The organism is Halomonas sp. XH26, assembly GCF_024138895.1.
Taxonomy (GTDB): domain Bacteria; phylum Pseudomonadota; class Gammaproteobacteria; order Pseudomonadales; family Halomonadaceae; genus Vreelandella; species Vreelandella alkaliphila.
In genome coordinates, this window is sequence record NZ_CP071889.1 from 319530 (window position 1) to 341275 (window position 21746).

General features: G+C 52.2%; 21 protein-coding genes. 17 read left to right on the plus strand and 4 right to left on the minus strand.

Going from position 1 to position 21746, the window contains the following annotated elements; translation table 11 throughout:
• Window positions 1-5: 5 nt before the first annotated feature.
• Both J4377_RS01525 and J4377_RS01530 read right to left on the minus strand, forming a co-directional pair.
• Window positions 6-1007 carry a DUF1853 family protein gene (locus J4377_RS01525; protein ID WP_253486433.1) on the minus strand — a complete coding sequence of 334 codons (1002 nt, stop codon included), beginning with the start codon at window positions 1005-1007 and terminating at the stop codon, window positions 6-8.
• Window positions 1008-1213: 206 nt separating this feature from the next.
• Window positions 1214-1690 carry a PepSY domain-containing protein gene (locus J4377_RS01530; protein ID WP_038480578.1) on the minus strand — a complete coding sequence of 159 codons (477 nt, stop codon included), beginning with the start codon at window positions 1688-1690 and terminating at the stop codon, window positions 1214-1216.
• Window positions 1691-1841: 151 nt separating this feature from the next.
• On the opposite strand from J4377_RS01530, the gene J4377_RS01535 reads away from it, so the two are divergent.
• The 11 genes from J4377_RS01535 to J4377_RS01585 all read left to right on the plus strand — a co-directional run bounded on the left by J4377_RS01535 (window position 1842) and on the right by J4377_RS01585 (window position 13106).
• On the plus strand, window positions 1842-2234 hold the full coding sequence (locus J4377_RS01535) for a PepSY domain-containing protein (protein ID WP_370687193.1): 393 nt from the start codon (window positions 1842-1844) through the stop codon (window positions 2232-2234).
• 11 nt (window positions 2235-2245) lie between these two features.
• A complete protein-coding gene (locus J4377_RS01540; protein ID WP_038480583.1) occupies window positions 2246-2920 on the plus strand; it encodes a response regulator transcription factor in 675 nt (224 codons plus the stop codon).
• Window positions 2917-4281 (plus strand): sensor histidine kinase, encoded by a 1365-nt coding sequence (locus J4377_RS01545; protein ID WP_095604412.1) that lies wholly within the window; start codon window positions 2917-2919, stop codon window positions 4279-4281. The genes J4377_RS01540 and J4377_RS01545 overlap by 4 nt, the downstream gene beginning before the upstream one ends.
• A 33-nt stretch (window positions 4282-4314) precedes the next feature.
• Window positions 4315-6234 carry an alkaline phosphatase D family protein gene (locus tag J4377_RS01550; protein WP_253486434.1) on the plus strand — a complete coding sequence of 640 codons (1920 nt, stop codon included), beginning with the start codon at window positions 4315-4317 and terminating at the stop codon, window positions 6232-6234.
• Between the two features lie 145 nt (window positions 6235-6379).
• Window positions 6380-8140 carry a bifunctional diguanylate cyclase/phosphodiesterase gene (locus J4377_RS01555; RefSeq protein WP_038480592.1) on the plus strand — a complete coding sequence of 587 codons (1761 nt, stop codon included), beginning with the start codon at window positions 6380-6382 and terminating at the stop codon, window positions 8138-8140.
• Between the two features lie 123 nt (window positions 8141-8263).
• Window positions 8264-9241: a phosphate/phosphite/phosphonate ABC transporter substrate-binding protein gene (gene phnD / locus J4377_RS01560; protein WP_253486435.1), complete on the plus strand. Its 978-nt coding sequence runs from the start codon at window positions 8264-8266 to the stop codon at window positions 9239-9241.
• 91 nt (window positions 9242-9332) lie between these two features.
• Complete coding sequence (gene phnC / locus J4377_RS01565) at window positions 9333-10202, plus strand: phosphonate ABC transporter ATP-binding protein (RefSeq protein WP_253486436.1); 870 nt, start codon at window positions 9333-9335, stop codon at window positions 10200-10202.
• Complete coding sequence (phnE, locus tag J4377_RS01570) at window positions 10199-11026, plus strand: phosphonate ABC transporter, permease protein PhnE (protein WP_095604415.1); 828 nt, start codon at window positions 10199-10201, stop codon at window positions 11024-11026. The genes phnC and phnE (J4377_RS01570) overlap by 4 nt, the downstream gene beginning before the upstream one ends.
• A 31-nt stretch (window positions 11027-11057) precedes the next feature.
• Complete coding sequence (phnE, locus tag J4377_RS01575; RefSeq protein WP_253486437.1) at window positions 11058-11873, plus strand: phosphonate ABC transporter, permease protein PhnE; 816 nt, start codon at window positions 11058-11060, stop codon at window positions 11871-11873.
• Window positions 11874-11897: 24 nt separating this feature from the next.
• The gene (locus J4377_RS01580) at window positions 11898-12527 is read left to right on the plus strand and encodes a histidine phosphatase family protein (RefSeq protein ID WP_095604417.1); all 630 of its coding nucleotides are present in this window, start codon (window positions 11898-11900) and stop codon (window positions 12525-12527) included.
• Window positions 12528-12626: 99 nt separating this feature from the next.
• Window positions 12627-13106 (plus strand): C40 family peptidase, encoded by a 480-nt coding sequence (locus J4377_RS01585; RefSeq protein ID WP_038480610.1) that lies wholly within the window; start codon window positions 12627-12629, stop codon window positions 13104-13106.
• A 51-nt stretch (window positions 13107-13157) separates the two neighbouring features.
• On the opposite strand, the gene J4377_RS01590 is transcribed toward J4377_RS01585, so the two are convergent.
• On the minus strand, window positions 13158-13691 hold the full coding sequence (locus J4377_RS01590; protein WP_370687194.1) for a putative metalloprotease CJM1_0395 family protein: 534 nt from the start codon (window positions 13689-13691) through the stop codon (window positions 13158-13160).
• 198 nt (window positions 13692-13889) lie between these two features.
• Here J4377_RS01590 and J4377_RS01595 point away from each other — a divergent pair, with 198 nt between their 5' ends.
• From J4377_RS01595 to J4377_RS01615, 5 genes are all read left to right on the plus strand, one after another.
• Entirely contained in the window at window positions 13890-14117 is a 228-nt protein-coding gene (locus J4377_RS01595) for a DUF2835 family protein (protein WP_084183648.1), read from the plus strand.
• 8 nt (window positions 14118-14125) lie between these two features.
• Window positions 14126-14509: a hypothetical protein gene (locus J4377_RS01600; protein ID WP_038480615.1), complete on the plus strand. Its 384-nt coding sequence runs from the start codon at window positions 14126-14128 to the stop codon at window positions 14507-14509.
• Between the two features lie 142 nt (window positions 14510-14651).
• On the plus strand, window positions 14652-15230 hold the full coding sequence (locus J4377_RS01605; RefSeq protein WP_253486438.1) for an antibiotic biosynthesis monooxygenase: 579 nt from the start codon (window positions 14652-14654) through the stop codon (window positions 15228-15230).
• Window positions 15231-15462: 232 nt separating this feature from the next.
• Window positions 15463-16134, plus strand: coding sequence for a glutathione S-transferase (locus J4377_RS01610; RefSeq protein WP_038480620.1), 672 nt, complete (start codon window positions 15463-15465; stop codon window positions 16132-16134).
• Window positions 16135-16220: 86 nt separating this feature from the next.
• On the plus strand, window positions 16221-18746 hold the full coding sequence (locus J4377_RS01615) for an EAL domain-containing protein (protein ID WP_253486439.1): 2526 nt from the start codon (window positions 16221-16223) through the stop codon (window positions 18744-18746).
• 59 nt (window positions 18747-18805) lie between these two features.
• Here the strand turns inward: J4377_RS01615 and nhaD are convergent, their stop codons facing one another.
• Complete coding sequence (nhaD, locus tag J4377_RS01620) at window positions 18806-20284, minus strand: sodium:proton antiporter NhaD (protein ID WP_120385889.1); 1479 nt, start codon at window positions 20282-20284, stop codon at window positions 18806-18808.
• A gap of 441 nt (window positions 20285-20725) precedes the next feature.
• On the opposite strand from nhaD, the gene J4377_RS01625 reads away from it, so the two are divergent.
• Window positions 20726-21703 (plus strand): TAXI family TRAP transporter solute-binding subunit, encoded by a 978-nt coding sequence (locus tag J4377_RS01625; protein WP_253486440.1) that lies wholly within the window; start codon window positions 20726-20728, stop codon window positions 21701-21703.
• The last annotated feature ends 43 nt before the right edge of the window (window positions 21704-21746 follow it).

Consider the following 21746-nt stretch of genomic DNA (forward strand, 5'->3'; position numbering starts at 1 on the left):
GTTGTTTAATCGCGAGTACGGGGCGGTAGCGGTACTTGGCGTGGCCAGTCATCAGGCACGATGACTAGCCGCTCAAACGGCTTTTCCTCAGTTAATGCTTTTGCCTGAGGGTCGTATAGCACTACTTGCTGCGGCCCGTAGCGATGGATGAGGGGTGTCACGTCTGCCATATGTTTCTTGGCAGAGTAGAACCTAGCCAATGGCGGCGGTGCTAGCCAGTGAGGCTTCTCTAGCCATGCCATTTTTAGTGTCTCGCTTCGCTGGGCTGCGAATTGCGGCCAATCCCTTAGATAACACCACTTACCGCGTCGATGATCGACCGTTGCACCGCTGGGCGGCGGTAACGTTGCGTGCCAGGGATAAAACAGTACGCCGGGCATCGCTAGGCGCTGCGTCAGTGGGTGATGGAGTGGTGGAGCGGGGCCTATATCTCTAGGCGCTAGCCAGTGGGCGATGATCGCTTGTGCGGTGGCAGTGCGCGAAATTGGCAACTGATGATGGCGCAGATGGCTACATTTCAGCGCTAGGCTATCCAGCCCGCCAGGGCCAATCCAGCGGCTTTGGCAGGTAGCATCGCCAGGCCCTTCGGGTAGGCCAAGATAGAACTTTATCGCCACTTCCAAATGGATGGGGTTGGGGTTGTCCCGTGTTCGATAGAGCATATCCAGTTCTCCCAGGGTATTGCGCCGCTGGGTAATACGCAGGTTCTTGGCGAGCAGTCGTGTGTTGGGCGCGTTATCTAACATCAGGTGCCACAGCCGCTCATGGTAGTGCCCCATGCGCGTCGCCAGTTGGCCATCTAGCGTTCTCACTAGTGACGAAAGACTCGCCAACCAGTCATCAATTGAATCTACTAAGCCAAGCTCCTGGCGTGTTGGCCTGCCTGGATAGGTAGTCGGCCCCGTTAGCTCAATCAAATCAGGCGTGGCGAGCAACCACGAAAGATCACGCAATACCGAATGTTCTAGGCGGTCGCTTACGCCTTCTGCGGTGGTGGGTAGCGTCAAAGGCATCTCCCAGAAGTACACAGTCAATGACTATTGATGATGCGTACCACATTACAGCGCGTTGCTGGTAATGTCCCACGGGCTAATTAAAAAAGTAACTTACGCCGCTTATTTGTTGTATCAAACATTATGAACTGCCAACAAAAGCGGGCCTAAGTGGCCCGCATAATGGTTTGCTTTAGTTAATGCTGGATTGTGCTATTCAGTTAATCGCGGTCAATTTCGCTTACTTGAAAGGAGCCTTGGCGTAGACTGATTTCTATTTCACGGCCATTTTCATCGCGGCCTTCAACATCAATCATGCCGCTTTTATCAATGTCGATATCTTCAAATTCGCTCATACCCTCTTGGCTTGCTACCTCGAGTGCTTGGCGAATATCATCTTCACTCATGCCCCAGGCACCGGTAATTAAACGCTCACGCTCTTCTTGCAGTGTTTCGCCACTATCGATGGAAAATTCAATGTCAGCGTACCATTCGTCATCAAGCCAGCCTTCAACCTCGGCACGGCCACGGCTCTTAATACTGATCTCTTCGTAATGGGTGAACCCATAGTCAGTGGCATGGGTTAGCACACTATCAATCTGATCAACCGGCAATGTATCCGCTTGCACGCTACCTGCAGCCGCAGTGAACAGCAGCGCGGAGGTCGGGATCAGCAACATTTTTTTCATAGCGTTCATATCAAATTCCTTCTTGGTTTGTTGAATGACGTCGTCTGTTGAATGAGACAGCATTCGTCATAAGGCAAAACAGTTATAACACCGCGGTTCTTTCCGTAAGCTGACAAAGCCATTCATCTAACGTTCATGTTGCTTTTGGCATTCTAGTACGATGAAAAAGATGCCCCTCACGCTCACCCTTTCACGTTATTGGCAGCGCCTGCCACGCATGCGCTTGCGCAAAGCGCTGCCTGTGAACGTCGTTGTCGCGATGTTTGCTATTGCACCGGCCGGTAGTGCCATTGGTGATCAGCCCTGGGAAGCGTTGCACAGTGAAGTGCAGCGAGGCGATGTCGTGCCCTTAGAGTCCATTTTGGACTGGCTTGAGGCTAATTATATCGGCGAGGTAATAGAAGTAGAGGTCGAGCGTGAGGATGGTCATGTAGAGTATGAGATCAAACTGCTGGGCGCTCAGAATCAAGTGGTTGAGTTTGAGTTTGATGGCCATAGTGGACAGTTAATGAAAATAGAAGGTGTGCGTATTAACGAGATGCGCCGCCAATAAGGTAGCTATTCATGAAGTGTTTACTGGTAGAGGACGACCAGGCGCTCGCCCGTGAGCTTATTCAAGCGCTACGGGAGGGTGATTGGCTGGTAGAGCATGCGGAAAATGGCCAGGAAGCCGATTTTCTAGTGCGCACGGAAGCCTATGACACGGTCATCCTTGATGTGGGGCTACCCGATGGTGAAGGCACGCGCTGGCTCTCTGCGTGGCGTGAAGACGGCATTGATCTGCCAGTACTGATTTTGACGGCGCGCGAGCGCTGGGCTGATAAAGCGGCAGGTTTTACCGCAGGGGCCGATGACTATGTGACGAAACCCTTCGAACCTGCCGAGGTCATGTTTCGGCTGCGTGCCCTGGTGCGTCGTAGTCATGGCCATGCCCATCCCGTGCTAAAAGTGGGTGAGCTACGCCTGGATACCCATACCCAGCATGTCACGCTGGCGGGCAGGCCGGTTAGCATAACCGCCCAGGAAACGCGTCTGCTGAGCTACTTAATGCATGCTGCCCCGCGCGTGGTTAGCCGCAGTGAGCTCTCTGAACATGTCTATGACCGTGATCATGAGCCCGACTCCAACGTGATTGATGTTCAAGTGAGCCGGTTGCGGCGTAAATTAGGCGCATGGCGGATTGCCACGCTGCGTGGTCAGGGGTATCGCTTACTCGCTGAAGAGCCTTCCGGCGCATGAAGCCAGCTATTACCCGTTGGGCTCAGCGTTGGTCGACCCGTTCGATTACGTTGCGTCTTCTACTGGCGGCACTGTTAATGGTGTTGCTAGCGTTGCCTATGGCGGGTTGGCTGCTCACTCACCATTATCGTACGTCAGCAATTCATGCCTTTGATGAACGCTTGGAGACAACGCTGAACGTGATCATTGCGGGGGTTACCTTTGACCCGATTGCCCAGCAGATAAGTTACGATCGATCACTGGGCGACCCGCGTTTTGAACAGGTTTATTCCGGCTGGTATTGGCAAATTACCGACCATGACCAGCTTTCGGCAACGTCGCGCTCGCTGTGGGATCAGCGCCTACCGGTTGTCGATAATACAAACCTATCGGCTCGCACGTGGAACGGCCCGCGAGGCCAGCAGTTGCGAATTGTCGAGCGAGATATTTACCTTGCCCCGTTGGAAACCCCGCTGCATGTTAGCATTGCCGCCCGTGATGATGCGTTGCGAGAAGATATTCGACAATTTCAACAAGCTTTATGGCTGGGGCTGGTGGGCCTGGGTGCGCTGCTGTTAGGTGTACTAGCGCTGCAGGTACGCTGGGGGTTGGCACCACTGCGACGCATGAATGCTAATCTCCGGGACGTCGAGCAAGGGCAGGCTGAGCAGCTCGACACCCACCTGCCGGATGAGCTGGCGATGCTAGCGGAGTCAATGAATGCCGTACTTATTCGTGACCAGCGTTTGATTGAGCGAAGCCGCCATACCGCAGGTAACCTTGCCCATGCGTTAAAAACCCCGCTAAGCGTTATGCGATTGCTGGTTAAGCAATTGCCCAGTGAAAGCCGCGCTCATTGGGAGGTTGAGCTTTCGCGCATCGACAATGCGGTGCGTCACCACTTAGCGCGGGCATCGGCTGCTGGCGAGGGGGCGCGTTTCGCCCCAATTGCCGTTCAGGATACGTTGGCGGCGCTGATTACTGGGCTTACACGTCTTGCGCAGCGCCGTCATATTCGCCTGCAGCAACACATAGACAGCAGTGCGCGCGTCCATATGGATGGGCAGGATCTTCAGGAAATCGTCGGTAACCTGTTGGACAACGCACTTCGCTGGGCGGCAAGCGATGTGAGCATTCGTTTGCAAACCGATGGCCAACGGCTGTCGCTACGAGTGAGCGATGATGGCCCCGGTATGTCCGCACAGGAGTGCCAAGCCGCTGTGCAGCGCGGCAAACGTCTCGATGAGCAACGTTCTGGTAGTGGACTTGGGCTGGCCATCGTGACGGATCTTGTCGCGCTGTATCAAGGGCAAATGCATCTGCAACGTGCCCAGGCGGGTGGATTAGAGGTGGTTGTTGAATTACCTGTGGTTGCTCGGTAGCTACTATGCATGACCTAACCAAGAGACAATGACATGACGCAAATCGCCAAGACATTGCCGGACGTACTGGTGGGGCCACTGCTGCGTCGCCTTTCGCCTTCGCGGCTAGTGCTGTGGCTAGTCGCGACCCGGCCGCTAACCATGCAACTGGTGCTTTACCCTGAGCAAGTGGGTGTCCAGACGCACCCATTGGATAAGTCGCATCAATGCGTGGCGATTGGCCAGCACGCCTATATTCATTTTATTGACCTGAGCTTGCCGACCGCACTGCCCACCGATGAGCGAATTGCCTACGATCTGCAGGTACAGGGTACCCAAGGCGAATGGCAACGCCTGCCGGATTGGGCGCCCTGGTTATGTCATGAGGGCGAAGCGTATCCAGGCTTTGTGCTGGCCTCTCGGCATCACCGGTTGATGCACGGTTCGTGCCGTAAACCCCATCACAACAGCGCCGATGGTTTGGTACGGGCAGATACCTGGTTAGCCGAACGCCAATCAACCCCTAAAGAGTGGCCAGCCTGGCTGCTGATGACCGGTGACCAAGTCTATGTTGATGATGTTGCTGGCCCGATGCTGCGTGCGGTACACGCACTGATTGAGCGTTTGGGATTGGTAGATGAGCAGTTGGAAGGAGCCACGGTAGATGACAGTCAAGCGCTTTACGCCGCCCCCGAAAGCTATTATCACCGTGAAGCGCTGTTGCCGGATGTGACCAGTAACGCTGCGCTGCGTGAGCGTTTCTTTGGCGGCGTTAAAAAGCCTGTGTTTACCTCCGCAAATGCGCAAAACCACTTAGTGACACTGGCAGAAATGCTCGCCATGTACTGCCTGGTATGGTCTCCAACGCCCTGGCAACTCATTGCTGTTGGACCGCCAGCGTTGGGTGACAAAGAAACGGACGCCTATCAGCAAGAGCAGATGGTGATTGACGACTTTGTTGCCGGGCTGCCCCAGTGCGCACGGCTAATGGCCCACGTTCCCAGCCTGATGATCTTTGATGATCACGATGTCACCGATGACTGGAACTTGACCGCTGACTGGGAGCGCTGTGCCTACGGCCATCCGTTTTCCAAGCGTATTATCGGCAATGCGTTAGTGGCTTATTTATTGTGTCAGGGATGGGGCAATGCACCGGATAAGCTTAATCCGCTGTTGCTTCAATCCTCGACACTATTTGAAGAGGATAGCTCGCTTAACGCGAGCGCCCAGGATAATTTCATCGAGCGGTTACTGCGCTTTCAGGGCTGGGAGTACCAGGTGCCTGGCACACCTGCCCTAATCGTGCTGGATACGCGCACCCGCCGTTGGCGTAGTGAGCGTAACCCTAGCCGTCCTTCGGGTTTAATGGACTGGGAGGCGCTGATGGAAATGCAGCAAGCGTTACTGGGTACTAAAAGCGCCGTTATCGTTTCCCCAGCCCCGATGTTTGGGGTCAAGCTGATAGAGATCATTCAAAAGCTGTTTACCTTGGCGGGCAAGCCGTTGGTGGTGGACGCTGAAAACTGGATGGCGCATCGCGGGGCTGCCAATGTACTACTGCATATTTGGCGGCACTCAAAAACGCCGGGTAACTACGTGATTTTATCTGGCGACGTCCACTATTCATTTGCCTACGATATTGTTGTACGTCGTCAAAAGCAGGCACCGCATCTTTGGCAAATTACCTCCAGTGGGATCAAAAATACGTTTCCCCAACAGCTGTTGAACACGTTTGACCGATTGAACCGTTGGCTCTATGCGCCGTTATCGCCGCTCAACTGGTTCACCAAGCGCCGCAAGCTAAGTATTCACCCCCGCGACCCAGACCGGGCTAGCGCCGGAGAGCGGCTATGGAATGCCAGTGGGATTGGGTTGGTAAGCCTGGATGAACAGGGCCACCCAACGGATATTCGCCAGCTAGACGTCGATGGCGGTGATGTGGTGTTTCCACCGTCAGAACTCCCGCGCTCTTAGTCCGCTGCTGTTGGTCGTAGTGTCATACAAACGACATGGAAATGTCGCACGATTGCTGTCCGAATGCTTTCCTGATGGCGCTTTAAAATCAGCTGGAGCTATAACAATCAAAGGAACAGGCGACGTTTGATAGGGCAGCAGGTATATGACCGCACAAGAAGCACAGTGGTTGAACCAGATTATTGCAGCAGAAGAGCTGCATGTGTTGTTTCAGCCCATTGTGAATGCCAATCAACAGGCTATTTATGGCTATGAAGCCCTTATTCGTGGCCCGAAAACATCGCCGCTACACTCGCCGTTACGCCTGTTTGAGGTGGCGACTCAGGCAGGATTGTTAGTCGAACTGGATTTACTGTGTCGACGACTAGCGATTCAGCGTTTTGCAGAACTTGAACTGCCGGGATTGCTGTTTCTGAACGTGATGCCGCTGACGATTGTTGAGCGTGACTTCCGTGAAGGCTTAACGTTGAGTTTCATTCAAGAGAGCGGCTTGCCCCCAGAGCGGGTAGTGATCGAGCTGACTGAACATGTGCCTATTCATGATTACGAGCTGATGCGTCAAGCAGTAGCCCACTATCGCGACATGGGCTTTCAAGTGGCGCTAGATGACTTAGGGGCTGGCCATTCCAGTTTGCGCCATTGGTCTGAACTACGTCCTGATTTCGTCAAACTAGACCGCCACTTTATTTCTGGCATTGATCAAGAGCCTGCTAAGCGTGAGTTCTTACGCTCAATTCTCGATGTAGCGCGCAGCTTAGACTGCCAACTAATTGCTGAGGGAGTTGAGACTGCCGCTGAGCACCTTTGTCTATGGGAATTAGACCGAGGGTTGGCGTTGCTTCAGGGGTTTTACTTTGCACGACCCAGTCTTCAGCCGCCCTTGCAGCTGCACATGCTGCTGCCTGCCACGACACAGCTAAAAGGCCCGGCGGGGCGCACCGCCCACTCTATTTTACGTTCGATAAGTGCTGTGTCGCCGGCGTGCTCCGTACCAGAGCTTGCCGAGCGATTTCGTGATGTTACAACCCTACGCTGTGTGGCGGTGGTAGAAGATGGCGTGCCAATAGCCGTGGTGCGTCGCAATGCGTTTTTAACGCTATTTACCAACCCCTATAGCCACGCGTTGTATGCAAAGCGTCAGGTGTTAGAGATTGCGGACCCTAAAATGCTAGTGGCCGACGCAGATTTGTCTCTTGAGGCGCTTAGCCAGCAGCTAACCGATAGCCGCGATATCGAGCAGGAAGATTTCGTTATTGTGGATAGTCGCGGTTGCTATCTGGGAATGGGGACTATTGTGGACCTATTGCGCGAAATTACCGCCATTCAGGTGCGTCAGGCCCGTCATGCCAATCCGCTTACCGGATTGCCGGGTAATATTCTGATAAACGAAACGTTGGTCACTTATCTCGATCAGCGCGAAGGGTTTGCGGCCGCCTACGTTGATTTAGATAATTTCAAAGCATTTAACGATGCTTATGGCTATGCCCGTGGCGATCACGTGATTATTTCCTTGTCACGTCTGCTTCAGGCGCAGGTAGAGAGCGCTGGCGGGTTTATCGGTCATATTGGTGGTGATGACTTTATGATGCTGCTTCCCTTAGAGCAGTGGGAGGGCGTTTGCCAGCAAATATTGCACTCTTTTGAAGTGATGGCGCCCGGGTTTTATGAAGAGGCAGACCGTCAGCAAGGGGGAATCCATATAGAAAACCGCCAGGGTGCGGTGATGTTTATTCCTTTTGTAAGTGTTTCTATTGCTGTTAAGCCGGTCACTGATACCACTAGCTGCAAGGCGCTAGACATTGCCGCGCAACTTTCCGAGTTAAAGCACCAAGCAAAAAAAATAGTGGGTAACAGTTTATTCGTAGAGCGCCGAGGATGCTGTGTGGTGCCAACGTGGAGTAGGTAGCACAGAGTTTTTACTCACTTAACTGTCACTGAGGGGTCATGACCTTGTCATTTTAATGTCCCTTCGCTGTCATGATTGGGCACCACCATAGCGGCATTGTTAAATAACCCGCTCAGGTGATGTATGCAACCTCTCTGTCTGTCTCAATCGTTTTCTCGTACGTTGATTAGCGCTGCTGTGGTTAGTGCGTTTTCGCTAGCAGCCGTTAGTGCCTACGCTGACCTCTCTTCGCGCTATGTTGATAATGACGGTGACATGGTTGCTGACGTACCCAGCGATGAGTCTCAGTGGGTCGACCCGGATACCTTGGTCTTTGCCTACACGCCGGTCGAAGACCCCGCCGTATACGCCGATGTTTGGGCGGATTTTCTCGAACACCTAAGCGATGCCACCGGCAAGCGGGTGCAGTTCTTCCCGGTTCAGTCCAACGCGGCTCAGCAGGAAGCACTGCGCGCAGGTCGCCTGCATGTGGCTGGTTTTAATACGGGCGGCGTACCGGTTGCAGTTAACTGCGGCGGCTTCCGTCCCTTTGCCATGATGGCTGCTGAAGACGGTAGCTTTGGCTATGAGATGGAGATCATCACTTATCCCGGCAGCGGCATTGAGTCGGTTGAAGACTTGGCAGGCAGCCAGCTGGCATTTACCTCTGAAACGTCTAACTCTGGCTTCCGCGCGCCTTCTGCGCTGCTGCGTTCCGAGTACGGTCTAGAGGCTGGTGAGGATTTCGAAACTGCGTTCTCCGGCTCTCATGACAACTCCATTTTAGGGGTGGTAAACAAAGACTACGAAGCTGCTGCCATTGCTAACTCTGTTGGCGCGCGGATGATTTCTCGTGGCGTTGTCAACGAAGGTGATTACGAGATTATCTACACCTCTGAAACGTTCCCCACCACCGCCTATGGGCTGGCCAATAACTTGAACCCTGAGCTGGCCGAGAAAATTCAGGATGCTTTCTTCAGCTACGACTGGGAAGGCACGGCTCTTGAGACTGAGTTTGCCAATTCCGGTGAAGCGCAGTTTATCCCGATTACTTATCAGGAAAACTGGTCGGTCATTCGCACCATTGCCGATGCTAATGGCGTGACCTACGACTGCGATTAACATACTAGTCGTTCTGAAACCCTATCGGCCAGGAAGGCAACTTTCTGGCCGAATTGCTATGTACCTGACTACTCGTAAATGGGGCACTCTCATGTTGACTCTTACCGGCGTTGGCAAACGTTACCCTACTGGGGATCGTGCGTTAACCGATATACAACTGACGCTACCTAAGGGCCAAGTGATGGCGCTGATCGGGCCTTCCGGTGCAGGGAAAAGCACGCTTATTCGTTGCGTGAACCGCTTGGTAGAACCCACCCAAGGCAGTATTCGCCTGGAAGATGTAGAGCTGACCAAACTTTCGGGCAATCGTCTGCGCCACGCGCGCCGCTCCATGGGGATGATTTTTCAGGAGTATGCACTGGTCGACCGTTTAACCGTGATGGAGAACGTACTGTCTGGTCAGCTAGGTTATGTGGGATTTTGGCGTAGTTTCTTGCGCCGTTACCCACAGGAAGCCGTGGCCGAAGCCTTTCGCTTGCTGGAACGGGTTGGCTTACCCCACGCTATTGATAAGCGCGCCGATGCGCTTTCCGGTGGCCAGCGCCAGCGGGTCGGTATTGCCCGCGCGCTGTTACAAAGCCCAAAGCTACTGCTGGTTGATGAACCCACCGCCAGTCTCGACCCGAAAACATCGCGCCAGATCATGCGCCTGATCCGTGAACTATGCGCCGAGCGAGAGTTGGCCGCGATTATCAACATTCACGACGTCGCGCTGGCTAAGCAGTTTGCTGACCGTATTGTCGGGTTGCGGGCTGGGGAAATCGTCTTTGACGGGCAGCCTAGCGAGCTTACCAGTGAGATTCTCACGACTATCTATGGTGAAGAGGATTGGGATACCACCCCAGAACACTCCGACGATGATGAAACTGAACAGAATACGAAAGAGAGCGAAGCACATCGGCTTCATCCTGGTTGCGAGCTGTCCCGGTTAGAAAGACTAGCGAGTGGGGGCGCGCGATGAGCAGCACCAATTCACTGGCGCGCCAACAGGCTGCGCGTGAGGGGCACTGGCGGCGCTTACCACTGATTGATAACCCGCGTGTGCGTTGGGGGCTGGTGCTAGGCGCGATGGTTTATCTGGTACTCGCACTTGCCTCTGTGGAAGTTAACTGGGCACGTGTGGCGGAAGGGGCCGGACGCGCACTCAATTTTCTTGGTGCGTTTTTGCAGCCGGACTTCGTGAGCCGCCAGAGCGACATTATCGCTGGCCTGCTGGAAAGTCTGACCATGACGTTAACCTCTACAGTGATTGGCGTGTTATTGGCCATTCCCGTGGGGCTGGGGGCGGCGCGTAATATCTCGCCATTACCTATTTATGCCGTATGCCGCGCGATTATTGCCGTTTCGCGCACCTTTCAGGAAATTATTATCGCCATTCTGTTTGTGGTGATGTTCGGCTTCGGGCCGTTTGCGGGCATGTTGACCCTGGCGTTTGCCACGATTGGTTTTATGGCCAAGCTGCTGGCAGAGGATATTGAAGACCTCGACTGGCGACAGGTAGAGGCCGTACGCGCCACCGGGGCGAGCTGGTGGCAAACCATGAATCATGCCATTCAACCTCAGGTGATGCCGCGCTTAATTGGTCTCTCGATGTATCGATTGGATATCAACTTCCGCGAGTCGTCAGTGATTGGCATTGTCGGCGCTGGCGGTATCGGTGCCACCCTGAATACCTCGTTGAGCCGCTACGAGTACGGCACATCTGCTGCCATCCTGCTGATTATCATCGCTATTGTACTGATGAGTGAGTATGCCTCCAGCTATGTTCGCCGCTGGACACAGTAACGGCGCGCCACTTGTCATAAGAGGAAACGATATGCCTGTTTCAACATCTCCCCAAGGGGCACCGCTTTGGCAGCGGCGCACTACCCGTGCCCAGTGGCTGCAATTCGCTGCCTGGCTTCTAGGCATCAGCCTGTTTCTACTATGTTGGAAAGTGATTTCTGATAACACCATGTGGGTGTTTGTTGAAGATGCTGGCCGCCAGGGCAGCGACTTAATCAGCCGTATGATGCCGCCGCGTTGGGAGTATGCCAATGTGCTGTGGAAGCCCATGTGGGATACCTTGAACATTGCCACGTTAGGGACGGCGCTAGGCATTGTCATGGCCTTTCCCGTGGCGTTTTTAGCGGCACGCAATACCACGCCGCACCCACTGATACGCAGCTTGGCGCTCACTATTATTGTTTCGTCGCGCTCTATCAACTCGCTGATTTGGGCCATGCTGTTGGTCACCATTCTTGGCCCTGGCGTCTTGGCGGGCATTATCGCCATTGCGCTGCGCTCCATTGGCTTTGTGGGCAAGCTGCTTTATGAAGCCATTGAAGAGATCCATCCAACCCCCGTTGAAGCGATTAGTGCCACCGGCGCCAGCCGCCTACAGGTGATGAACTACGCTGTGTTGCCTCAGGTAATGCCTGCCTTTGCAGGTATTAGCGTGTATCGCTGGGATATTAATATTCGTGAGTCTACCGTGCTGGGTTTGGTGGGGGCTGGTGGTATTGGCTTGCAGCTCAATGCCTCAATTAACAGCCTTGCCTGGAACCAAGTTAGCGTCATCTTTGTGATGATTTTTGCCACGGTGCTGGTATCCGAGTGGGTCTCCGCCCGTGTGCGCCACGCGATCATTTAGTTAGCCTGTTGAGGAACAGAAACCATGCGTTTTCCTAATGCAGACATCACCACCATCGATATTATGCGCCATGGAGAGCCAGTCGGCGGGCGCATGCTACGTGGCAGCACCGACCACCCACTGAGTGAAACGGGCTGGAAGCAAGTGAGTGATGCCGTCATGCGCCACACGGTAGAGGGCAAGCCACCTTACGATGCGATTGTCAGTTCGCCATTGCTACGTTGCCGCGAATTTGCGCTGTGGCTAGGCGAGGAGTTTGATGTGCCTGTACAAGTTGATGACGACTTGGCGGAACTTCACCTGGGACGCTGGGAAGGCAAAACGCATGCCCAGGTATTTGCCGATGAGGGCAGCGAGCCGATGAGCGCATTTTGGTTTAATCCCTGCCAAGCCGCTCCCCCAGAAGGAGAAACGTTGGCAGCGCTGGATGCTCGGGTTAGTGAGTCCTGGCAGCGGCTGTTGGCTAATCCGCCCGGTAAGCACGTGTTGGTGGTTGCACATCTGTTTGTTTGCAATGCGCTGCTGCGCCAAGTGCTGGGGCAGCCGCTTGGTAACGGCTTAGTGATGGACTTACCCTATGCTGCGATGAGCCGCCTGCGCCATGAGCGCCATGCGTTAGGCGAAACCACCTTTGTAGAGTGGATAGGGCGTTAGTCATAGTGCGTTAGTAATAGCCACCTACGAATCAGTAGCGGGTAAGCTGCGCATAGGCCATGATATAAGCATTGCTAACGTGCTGAGCCGGAGCGATGTATGCCATTTATCCGTCTGTCCCCACTGTTAACGCTATTCACGCTGCTGCTATTAGCTGGGTGTGCCAGCAAAGAGATAACTACCGTTCCCGCCTCAAGTGTTCAAGCGGGCATTTCAATGGAACGCGCGTTGATTCTCTCTCATGCCCAGCAAGCGATTGGCACACCGTATCGCTTTGGTGGCAATACTCCGGAGGGGCTGGATTGTTCGGGGCTTGTGGAAATGACTTATCGCGCTGCGGGCATCCGCGTGCCCCGCACTGCTGATGATCAGTTCCGCGCGCTGCCTTCGGTTGATGCGCCACGTCCAGGTGATTTACTGTTTTTTGGAGATGGCGCCAAAGCCACACACGTAGGCATTTATGGTGGGAACCGGCAAATGATCCACGCACCTGGTAGCGGTCGAGCCGTGGTCAGCGTGCCACTGGATGTCGATTACTGGAATCAGCGTTTTTTAGGGGCTGCTTCACCAGCACCCTAAGCGACATTAATAGGATGAGTAATTGCAATCTAATGTGGGAAAGCCAACGGCTCAGGCTGCCTGCTCATCAGGCATTGTTGTCACTTCTTCTGTAGTAGCTTCCCCAGCGCTGCGTGCAGCATTCATTTCGCTCTGCTCGCGAGCGGCTTCCAGTTTGGCTTCCAATAAATATTGTCTTGCCTGAGCCGCCACCTGTATATCTTTAGAAGAGGGTTCTGCCGGCGCCAACGCTGCCGCGATGACCGTTTGCATCTTTTCAATCGTCGCCGTGGGGTTGCCTGGCACGGGGCCGTAATCAATCGGTACTTCACCCGCAACTGCATAGCGTTTACCGTCTGGCCCAACTTCGTACTCATAGCTGGCACCGCCGGTGTAGGGGCCGCCCACCGTCTGGTGGGCCATTTCATGCTGGCGGACTTCTCGATCAGTTTGCTTAAGCTGCTCTAAGTACTGAATCTCTTCAGGTGCTAGCGGCGTACCGTCAGGGCGCGTAGGACCGGTCGTTTCGCGACTGGCGGATGAGTCCGTCTCTTCACTTGCTTGTGCAGTCTCAGAGGCGTGAGCTTTCTGTTCCTCCGACGGCATCCGATTAGCCTGTGTACTGCTTACCTTAGGCTGCGGTAACGCATATGAAGAAACAAAGGGGGTTAGGGTAGAAAGATCCATAAGCAATTACCGAAGGATAAGCTGTTTGCGTTAGCATAGAGCATCTATGAAGGAATCGCAGCACGTAATCGTCGTGCCTAAAACGACCGCTTAGCTATTGTTTGGTTAATCATTCGCATGCCCATAATTGATGTTGTTATTCATCTGTCAAAAAGTGAGTGCCTAGCGCATTACGAAGGGCGCTACTCGAACGTGCGAACGCGCAGCGTCGATGGCCGCTGGGTCATTTTTCCTGCTGAAGCGCTGCGCCGAGTAGTTGGACAAGAGGGAGTTCATGGCGTTTATCGATTGGAATTTTCTGACCAGGGGCGTTTTATCAACATTCAACCTCTCTCAAAGAGTTGACTCGGCATATGCACCATAGCGATGCAAATCTAACGCTCCATGAGCTCATTTATGCCGTTATACCCAATCTAAATAGGGCTGAAAAATTAGTGCTCAATACGCTGGAGAGCCTAATCGAAGCGGCAGAAAATCCATTGGATGTCGTTAAGCGTAACGAACAAAGACATGCTTTCTCGCTAGAAGTGCATCGTGTGCGTATCAACATAGAACACCTTTTAGAACGCTATCGTGCTGATGTGGATAGGGTTTTGCGCTCAGGAGGCGAAGTGGAAGGGCCTATCGTGGTACCAGATGCCCTAGAGGCCGATGCAATTCGCAGCGCCATTGATATTTACTTGCACGTTAGGTCTTTTCAGCGGGGCGAACGTCGTCAGCCTCTACCAGGCCACTAGTTATCACCTCATCACCACTTCTTGTCACCACATGGCATCATCATTGCTTGTATAATGCGAGTGCCGCTTTTGGGGTTACCCACCTGAAGGCCAACAGCTTGCCTACCCGGCAATTCGCTGTGACTACATTAGGAGATATATCATGTCTGCCTCACCTGTTACGTTAATGGTAGCCCGTCGAGTGGCGAGCGGCCGTTATCACGATTTTAACCGTTGGTTAAACGAAGGCTGCGACTTGGCGGCTGACTTTCCTGGTTATTTGGGGTCCGGTGTTTTGGCACCCCCCAATAGCGATGACGAATATCAGATCATTTTCCGCTTTAGTAGCAGTGATACGTTAACAGCCTGGGAGCATTCGGCTTCACGGAATGCATGGCTACAGCGAGGTAAGGGGCTATATGATGCGCCTCATGAGCACCGTGCCACCGGTCTAGATGCTTGGTTTCAGTCTAGCTCGGGCACGACGCCTCCGCGCTGGAAGCAAGCCATCGCCGTATGGTTGGCTTTTTTCCCCATTTCACTGTTGTTTAACTGGGTATTTGGCAGTGCCTTGGCGGACTGGCCCATGGTGCCCCGTGTTCTGGTCAGTACGATGATGTTGACGCCTGTCATGGTGTTTTTATTTATTCCACTTTCAACGCGCCTACTTGCCCCTTGGCTGGAAGGGAAATGGTCGCCATTAGATATATTGTCACGTTGGCGTCATGAACATAGAACGTAGTACAGAATGGATGAGGGCATGTTAATATTATTAAAAATGATTTAAAACATAGGCTTAATTTTGATCTGGTAATGCCTTAAGCCATGCTCTTGGCGTTTCTTTAATAAGATAAATAATTGCTAAGCTTCATGGGGTTCAACGCTGCAATAGTGCTAAGCTAAATACGCTTGCAGTAAAAGGATAACTGACGTTGGTGCAATGCTAGCGTACCAAGTCGCCCCATGGAGTAGTTATGATCCGCGTTCACCATCTCGAAAAATCCCGCTCGCACCGTATTTTATGGCTTCTGGAAACACTTGGCCTTGATTATGATATTGAGGTTTATCAGCGCGATCCTAAAACTCAGCTAGCCCCGGCATCACTTAAAAAAATCCATCCGCTGGGTAAGTCGCCAGTTATTACCGACGGTGAGCTGACCGTGGCAGAATCAGGGGCAATTATTGATTATCTCGTCAACTGCTATGGTAATGCCAAAGATCAGCTCCTTGAAGAAAACCGTAATGAGTGGGTGAATTATCGCTACTGGCTCCACTATGCAGAAGGTTCGTTAATGCCGCTGTTAGTGATGGGGCTGGTCTTTAGCCAATTGCCTAAGCAGTCTCCGTGGCTGATTAAGCCGTTAGCAAAAGGAATTAGCTCAACGGTGCAGCAGCGGTTTATCCAGCCCCAACTAAAACAACATCTAACCATTATTGAATCGCACCTAGACAAACGAAGTAATTTTGCGGGTGACTGGCCGAGTGGGGCCGATATACAAATGAGTTTTCCACTACAGGCCGTTGCCGCGACACAATCGTTGGCAACGTATCCGGCTATCGCAGCATTTGTGGCGCGTATTGAAAGTGATCCTGCCTGGCAACGGGTTGTTGAGCGCGCAGGCCCCCTTACCATGCCCGGTGCGTAGGTTTATCTATGCTCCAGACGTTGAGCTGTTTCGGACTTCGCTCATCTTCTACTCAAAAGGGGGCGTTGTGCGCTCTAGCTCACTTTATGTCGAGAACATTACTGCTAGCTGGATGTTTGGCAACAACCCCCTTATCGGCTGAGACACTGACCGTTGGTGTGTACCACAATCCGCCAAAACTCTTCGCTGACGATGAAGGTCGCCCTCGAGGCGTGCTAGGCGACCTTTTGCAGGCGATTGCCAAAGAAGAGCAGTGGCAGCTTGAAAGTCTTCAATGTGACTTTCAACACTGTCTTACCTTGTTAGAGCAAGGAGACATTGACTTATTACCTGACGTTGCCTGGAGTGTAGAGCGTGCTCAGCGTATCTCGTTTCATGAAGAGCCGGTGATGCATAGTTGGTCACAGCTTTACCAGCGTGAAGGGGCTAAGATCGGCGCTATTTTTGATCTTGAGGGGCAGCGTGTAGCCGTGGTGTCAGGGTCCGTTCAGCAAAGCTATTTGGCGGCGGTAACCGAGCGTTTTGATATCAACGTCACTTGGCTGCCCGTGAGTAGTTTCGCCAGAGGGTTTCAGACAGTTGCGGATGGTGAGGCAGACCTTGTGGCCGCTAATCACCTATTTGGCGACTGGCGGGCTCACGATTATGGGTTGCGTGATACGCCTGTTATTTTTCAGCCAGCAAGGCTTTTTTATGCCGCCTCACCTCAACTCTCTGATGAGATACTTAATCATATCGATGATGTTTTACGTCGCTGGAAGCAGGATAATGGCTCTGTTTATTATGAAACGTTAAGTGCATGGCGAGCTAAGTCAACCCCATCACAATTAACTCCTACATGGATGTGGTGGGGGGGTGGTTTACTTATTTTACTGCTTGTTTTAGCGCTGTTAGGCAACATACTGCTTAAGCGCCGAATGAAAATTAACCGAGATCAGTTAACTACTCATGAGGCGCTATTGGCGACTATTTTAGATAGTGTAGATGCCTTTATCTATATTAAATCTCCCTCGCTAAAGTATCGTTACGTCAATCGTCGAATAAGTGAGCTTTTTAATCAGTCCACAGAAAATATTATTGGAAAGCGTGACGCTGATTTTTTTGATGCCGAAAGCGCCGAAGCAACAAGAAAAATCGATCAAAATGTTTTAGATTCAGGCAAAAAAGTAACGGTTGAAGAGCATAGTATGCTGCAGGGTGAGGAGCATGTACGTACTTTTCTTTCTATTAAGATGCCGTTAACCATGGCACCAGGTGAAGCGCCTAGCTTATGCGGTATCTCTACAGAGCTTACTGAGTATCTGGAAATGCAATCTAAAACCCATCGCCTAGCGTTTTATGATGCATTAACAGGTCTCCCCAATCGTCGGCGTCTCATGGAATTATTAGCCGATGTCACGGATCAAAATAATTGCACAATAAACTTCAGCGCAATCTTTATCGTTGATTTAGATAATTTTAGATTGGTGAATGACATTCAAGGCCACGAGAGTGGTGATCAATTACTGATTAATGTTGCCGAAAGATTGCAAATACACCTGCCTCAGGAGGCAACCGTTGCCCGCTTTAGTAGCGATGAGTTTGTCGTACTGTTAAATGCATTAGGTGAGCAACAAGGTAAAGCAACACACAAGGCTGAACGCCTTGCAAGGCAGCTCTTAGAAGCGGTTGCTAAGCTGCGTAACGACCGGGCACTGCCGATTACCGCCAGTATTGGCATTTCACTGTTTAAGTGTTCAGGGTTAAGCGTAAACAATGTTTTACAACAAGCAGATATGGCGCTACAACAAGCCAAAGCGGCTGGCGGTAACTCGTTGCGCTTTTTTAATATGGATATGCAAACTAGTGTGCTAGAGAGGGCCAAGCTTGAGGGGGATCTGCATCAAGCCTTAGAGCGCAATGAGCTGTCGCTACATTACCAAGTTCAGGTCAATCATCAAGGCGTCACTACTGGCGTTGAGGCTTTATTACGCTGGTACCACCCTCAGCGTGGCTGGGTATCACCAGCCACCTTTATCCCTCTGGCGGAAGAAAACGGGTTGATTCTGCCTATTGGGCACTGGGTATTGAAATTAGCCTGTGAACAGTTAGCAAAATGGGCGCAGCAACCTGCGTATGCAGCACTCACTATCTCCGTTAACGTGAGTTCGGTGCAGTTCCAGCAACCTGGGTTCATACGCGATGTAGAAAGCTTGTTAGCACAAACCCAGGCCCCACCAAGCCGTTTGGTATTGGAGGTAACAGAAAGTCTGTTGATGAGTGAGCCCACGCGAGTCCGCAGCACTATGCTAAAGCTTCGTTCCCAAGGCATTCGCTTCGCGCTGGATGATTTTGGCACAGGCTATTCGTCGCTGAGCTATCTAAAGCGCTTACCGTTGGATGAGTTGAAGATTGATCAGTCGTTTATTCGTGAATTGCTAACAGACAAGACCGATGCGGCGATTGTGGATACTACTATCCTTTTAGCGGTTAGTCTTGGCCTGACTGTGGTGGCTGAAGGCGTCGAGAAAAAAGAGCAGTTTGACTGGCTTAAAGGTCATGGCTGCTACCGCTACCAGGGCTATTTATTTGGCCGCCCGACGCCAATTGAGTATTTATTTGAGACGTACTAAAAAGCCCGCGCAGCACTTGTTAGCGCTTGACGCGGACTTGAGCTGATTACAGCTGTTTGTTAACCAAAGACGGCAAAGCTGTCGGCGTTAAGCCACAGATGAACAAGGATACTGGCGACGTAGCCGAGAAAAATAACGGGTGCCCAGCGTAGGTGGCCCATAAAGGTATAAGCGCCACGCGCTTGACCCATCACCGCAACCCCCGCTGCCGAGCCGATTGAGAGTAAGCTTCCCCCCACACCGGCCGTCAACGTAATCAGTAGCCAATGCCCGTGGGACATGTCCGGTTCCATGGTCAGTACCGCGAACATTACCGGAATGTTATCGACTACCGCTGACACAACCCCCAAGACAATATTGGCCCAGGTGGCGTTCCAACCGGTGTAAAGCGCTTCGGAAAGCAGTCCAAGGTAGCCCATAAAGCCAAGGCCGCCTACGCACATAACAACCCCGTAGAAGAACAGCAGTGTGTCCCACTCGGCGCGGGCGACACGGTTGAAAACATCAAACGGCACTACACCACCTAACTGCTCGAGCTTTTTATTATCGCCTCGGCGGCTATAGCGTTCACGCTTGCGTTCCAGTGAGCGAGGCAGGCTGCGGCGTAGGTAATAGCCGAAAAACTGTAGGTAGCCAAGGCCAGTCATCATGCCGAGTACAGGTGGCAAGTGCAGCAGCGTATGACACATTACAGCAGTGGCGATAGTGATCAAAAACAGTGCAATGATTCGCCGTGCACCGCGTTTGAGCCATACATCTTCATAAACGCTGCTGGGCTTCTGATCCTTAATAAACATGCTCATGATGACGGCAGGAATCAGGAAGTTTACCAAGGAAGGCAGGAATAGGATGAAAAACTCCTGGAACTGAATAATACCTGCTTGCCAGACCATCAGCGTGGTGATGTCGCCAAAGGGGCTAAAGGCACCGCCGGCATTGGCGGCTACCACAACGTTGATGCAGGCGAGATTAATGAAGCGTTTATCCCCTTCAGCAACTTTGGTGATAACGGCACACATTAGCAGCGCTGTGGTTAAGTTATCGGCAATTGGCGATAGCACAAAGGCAAGGCCGCCCGTTAACCAGAACAGCTGGCGGTAGCTAAAGCCTTTGCGGAGCATCCACGAGCGCAGGGCATCAAATACACGGCGCTCCTCCATGGCGTTGATATACGTCATGGCAACCAGTAGGAACAGCATTAGCTCGGTGAACTCCAAAAGTGTCACACGAAACGCATGCTCTGACGTATCAGACATGCCGTTTTGGACGTACACCCAGCCAATGAGTCCCCAAATAATACCGGCAGCAACCAGTACCGGTTTAGACTTACGCATGTGGATTTTTTCTTCTGCCATTACTAAGGCATAGGCAAGCACGAAGATTGCTACGGCAAAAAATCCGACGGTTGAGGAGGTTAAGTCGATATCTCCAGTCACTGCAAAAGCGGAAGGACTAATGCATAATAATAAGGCTGCTAACAAAAAAGGCCAGCAACGAGAAACTCGGAGCTGGCCTGGGTCATTATGTAGCGTCGGCATGGCGTGTTTATCCTTATATTGGTTAAAAGGTAGGGGGAATAAGCGGCGTTAGTTTAACAAGTTATATTGCATTGCAATACGGAATTAAACCGAATGAAATGCTTTGATAAGCAAGTTATTACGTCTTTTTTTTGGAAATTATCCGTTTAGCTAATAGCAATATGGTCAAATAAATGTAAAGAGTTTAATCATAAGTCAGATAAACATAATAGATTTACGATATTTGTTGGTCTCCGTTGCTTTGTAGGTATATTTGCTGCTTGTGGGTCGATCTTCAGGCTGTAATAAAACTGAGCAACCTGCGCGACCATATTGATGGCTGCGTTGGTATGGTTGATCATTATGTCGCGTCTAAAGGCTTGGAATTTAGCTTTTGTCATCGCTTTTAGTCAATAAAAACGAGGCCACACAGCTGGCCGTTGGACACGTTAAGGAACTCATATGCATCATTCAATTCGCTCCCTTTATCGCACGTTAGGCATCTCGGCCGCCACGCTTGCCCTTGCCGCTGCTGCAATGACAGTACAAGCAGAAACACGGGTTACCTATAAATCAGCATCGGCGGGAACCGCCTATTACCAGATGGGTGTTGAGCTCTCTGAGGCAGTGCGCCAAGGCACTGACGATGCCATTATCCTGACACTAGAAGAGAGTCAGGGCTCGGTGCAGAACGTGATGGAGGTGATGGCCCGGCAAGGTAACTATGTATTCACTACGCCGCCAGCCTTAGTTGAACAGGCTATGGCTGGGGAAGGGGCTTTTGCCGAGCGTCAGCATCCTCGTTTCCAAGAGATCCGCGGCCTATTTCCTATTCCCTCTATCACTATGCATTTTGTGATTGCAGGCGATGGCGGTGTGGCCGATATGGCTGCGCTTGAAGATAAGCATATCTTAATCGGCCGAGGTACTTTTGGCGCTCGGGAAGCTACTCGGTATCTAGAGCTGTTTGGGCTGGAAGAGAAAGTGCGTATTGCTGATGCTTCTATTGGAAGTGGGCCAGATGCGTTAAAAAATGGTCAGATTGATGCCTTTGTGACGGCCAGCTCCTTCCCAACCCCGAATGTTATTGAAACGGCTGCCAGCATGCCAATCACCCTGGTTAGCTTTAGCGATGAGCAGATAGCGCAAACAGGTGCTGCTCGTCAGACGATTCCTGGTGGCACGTACCCAGGCGTGGATGAGGATGTTCAAACTACGTCGCTGCCGGTCATCGCCTATACAACTTCACAAATGGATGACGATACCGCGTATGCGCTGACAAAAACCTTCTGGGAGCGTCGCGATGCCATGGCTGAAGAAACGGCTTGGTGGAGCAGTATCTCGCCTGACATGCTGAGTAATATGACCGGTACGCTGCACCCCGGTGCACTGCGTTATTATGAAGAAGCGGGAGTCGATGTGCCTGACGCTCTTCGATAAAGGCTGCCTTAGCAGCGTTTTTTGGCACTGATAATACGCAACG

Bases quoted from the DNA above. Each gene is read 5' to 3' on its own strand.
- J4377_RS01545 (WP_095604412.1), top strand. From the start codon at position 2,917: ATGAAGCCAGCTATTACCCGTTGGGCTCAGCGTTGGTCGACCCGTTCG.
- J4377_RS01590 (WP_370687194.1), bottom strand. From the start codon at position 13,691: ATGCCGTCGGAGGAACAGAAAGCTCACGCCTCTGAGACTGCACAAGCA.
- phnD (WP_253486435.1), top strand. From the start codon at position 8,264: ATGCAACCTCTCTGTCTGTCTCAATCGTTTTCTCGTACGTTGATTAGC.
- J4377_RS01540 (WP_038480583.1), top strand. From the start codon at position 2,246: ATGAAGTGTTTACTGGTAGAGGACGACCAGGCGCTCGCCCGTGAGCTT.
- J4377_RS01585 (WP_038480610.1), top strand. From the start codon at position 12,627: ATGCCATTTATCCGTCTGTCCCCACTGTTAACGCTATTCACGCTGCTG.
- phnE (WP_095604415.1), top strand. From the start codon at position 10,199: ATGAGCAGCACCAATTCACTGGCGCGCCAACAGGCTGCGCGTGAGGGG.
- J4377_RS01610 (WP_038480620.1), top strand. From the start codon at position 15,463: ATGATCCGCGTTCACCATCTCGAAAAATCCCGCTCGCACCGTATTTTA.
- phnE (WP_253486437.1), top strand. From the start codon at position 11,058: ATGCCTGTTTCAACATCTCCCCAAGGGGCACCGCTTTGGCAGCGGCGC.
- J4377_RS01530 (WP_038480578.1), bottom strand. From the start codon at position 1,690: ATGAACGCTATGAAAAAAATGTTGCTGATCCCGACCTCCGCGCTGCTG.
- J4377_RS01555 (WP_038480592.1), top strand. From the start codon at position 6,380: ATGACCGCACAAGAAGCACAGTGGTTGAACCAGATTATTGCAGCAGAA.
- J4377_RS01605 (WP_253486438.1), top strand. From the start codon at position 14,652: ATGTCTGCCTCACCTGTTACGTTAATGGTAGCCCGTCGAGTGGCGAGC.
- J4377_RS01600 (WP_038480615.1), top strand. From the start codon at position 14,126: ATGCACCATAGCGATGCAAATCTAACGCTCCATGAGCTCATTTATGCC.
- J4377_RS01615 (WP_253486439.1), top strand. From the start codon at position 16,221: ATGTCGAGAACATTACTGCTAGCTGGATGTTTGGCAACAACCCCCTTA.
- J4377_RS01550 (WP_253486434.1), top strand. From the start codon at position 4,315: ATGACGCAAATCGCCAAGACATTGCCGGACGTACTGGTGGGGCCACTG.
- J4377_RS01535 (WP_370687193.1), top strand. From the start codon at position 1,842: ATGAAAAAGATGCCCCTCACGCTCACCCTTTCACGTTATTGGCAGCGC.
- J4377_RS01580 (WP_095604417.1), top strand. From the start codon at position 11,898: ATGCGTTTTCCTAATGCAGACATCACCACCATCGATATTATGCGCCAT.
- J4377_RS01595 (WP_084183648.1), top strand. From the start codon at position 13,890: ATGCCCATAATTGATGTTGTTATTCATCTGTCAAAAAGTGAGTGCCTA.
- J4377_RS01625 (WP_253486440.1), top strand. From the start codon at position 20,726: ATGCATCATTCAATTCGCTCCCTTTATCGCACGTTAGGCATCTCGGCC.
- phnC (WP_253486436.1), top strand. From the start codon at position 9,333: ATGTTGACTCTTACCGGCGTTGGCAAACGTTACCCTACTGGGGATCGT.
- nhaD (WP_120385889.1), bottom strand. From the start codon at position 20,284: ATGCCGACGCTACATAATGACCCAGGCCAGCTCCGAGTTTCTCGTTGC.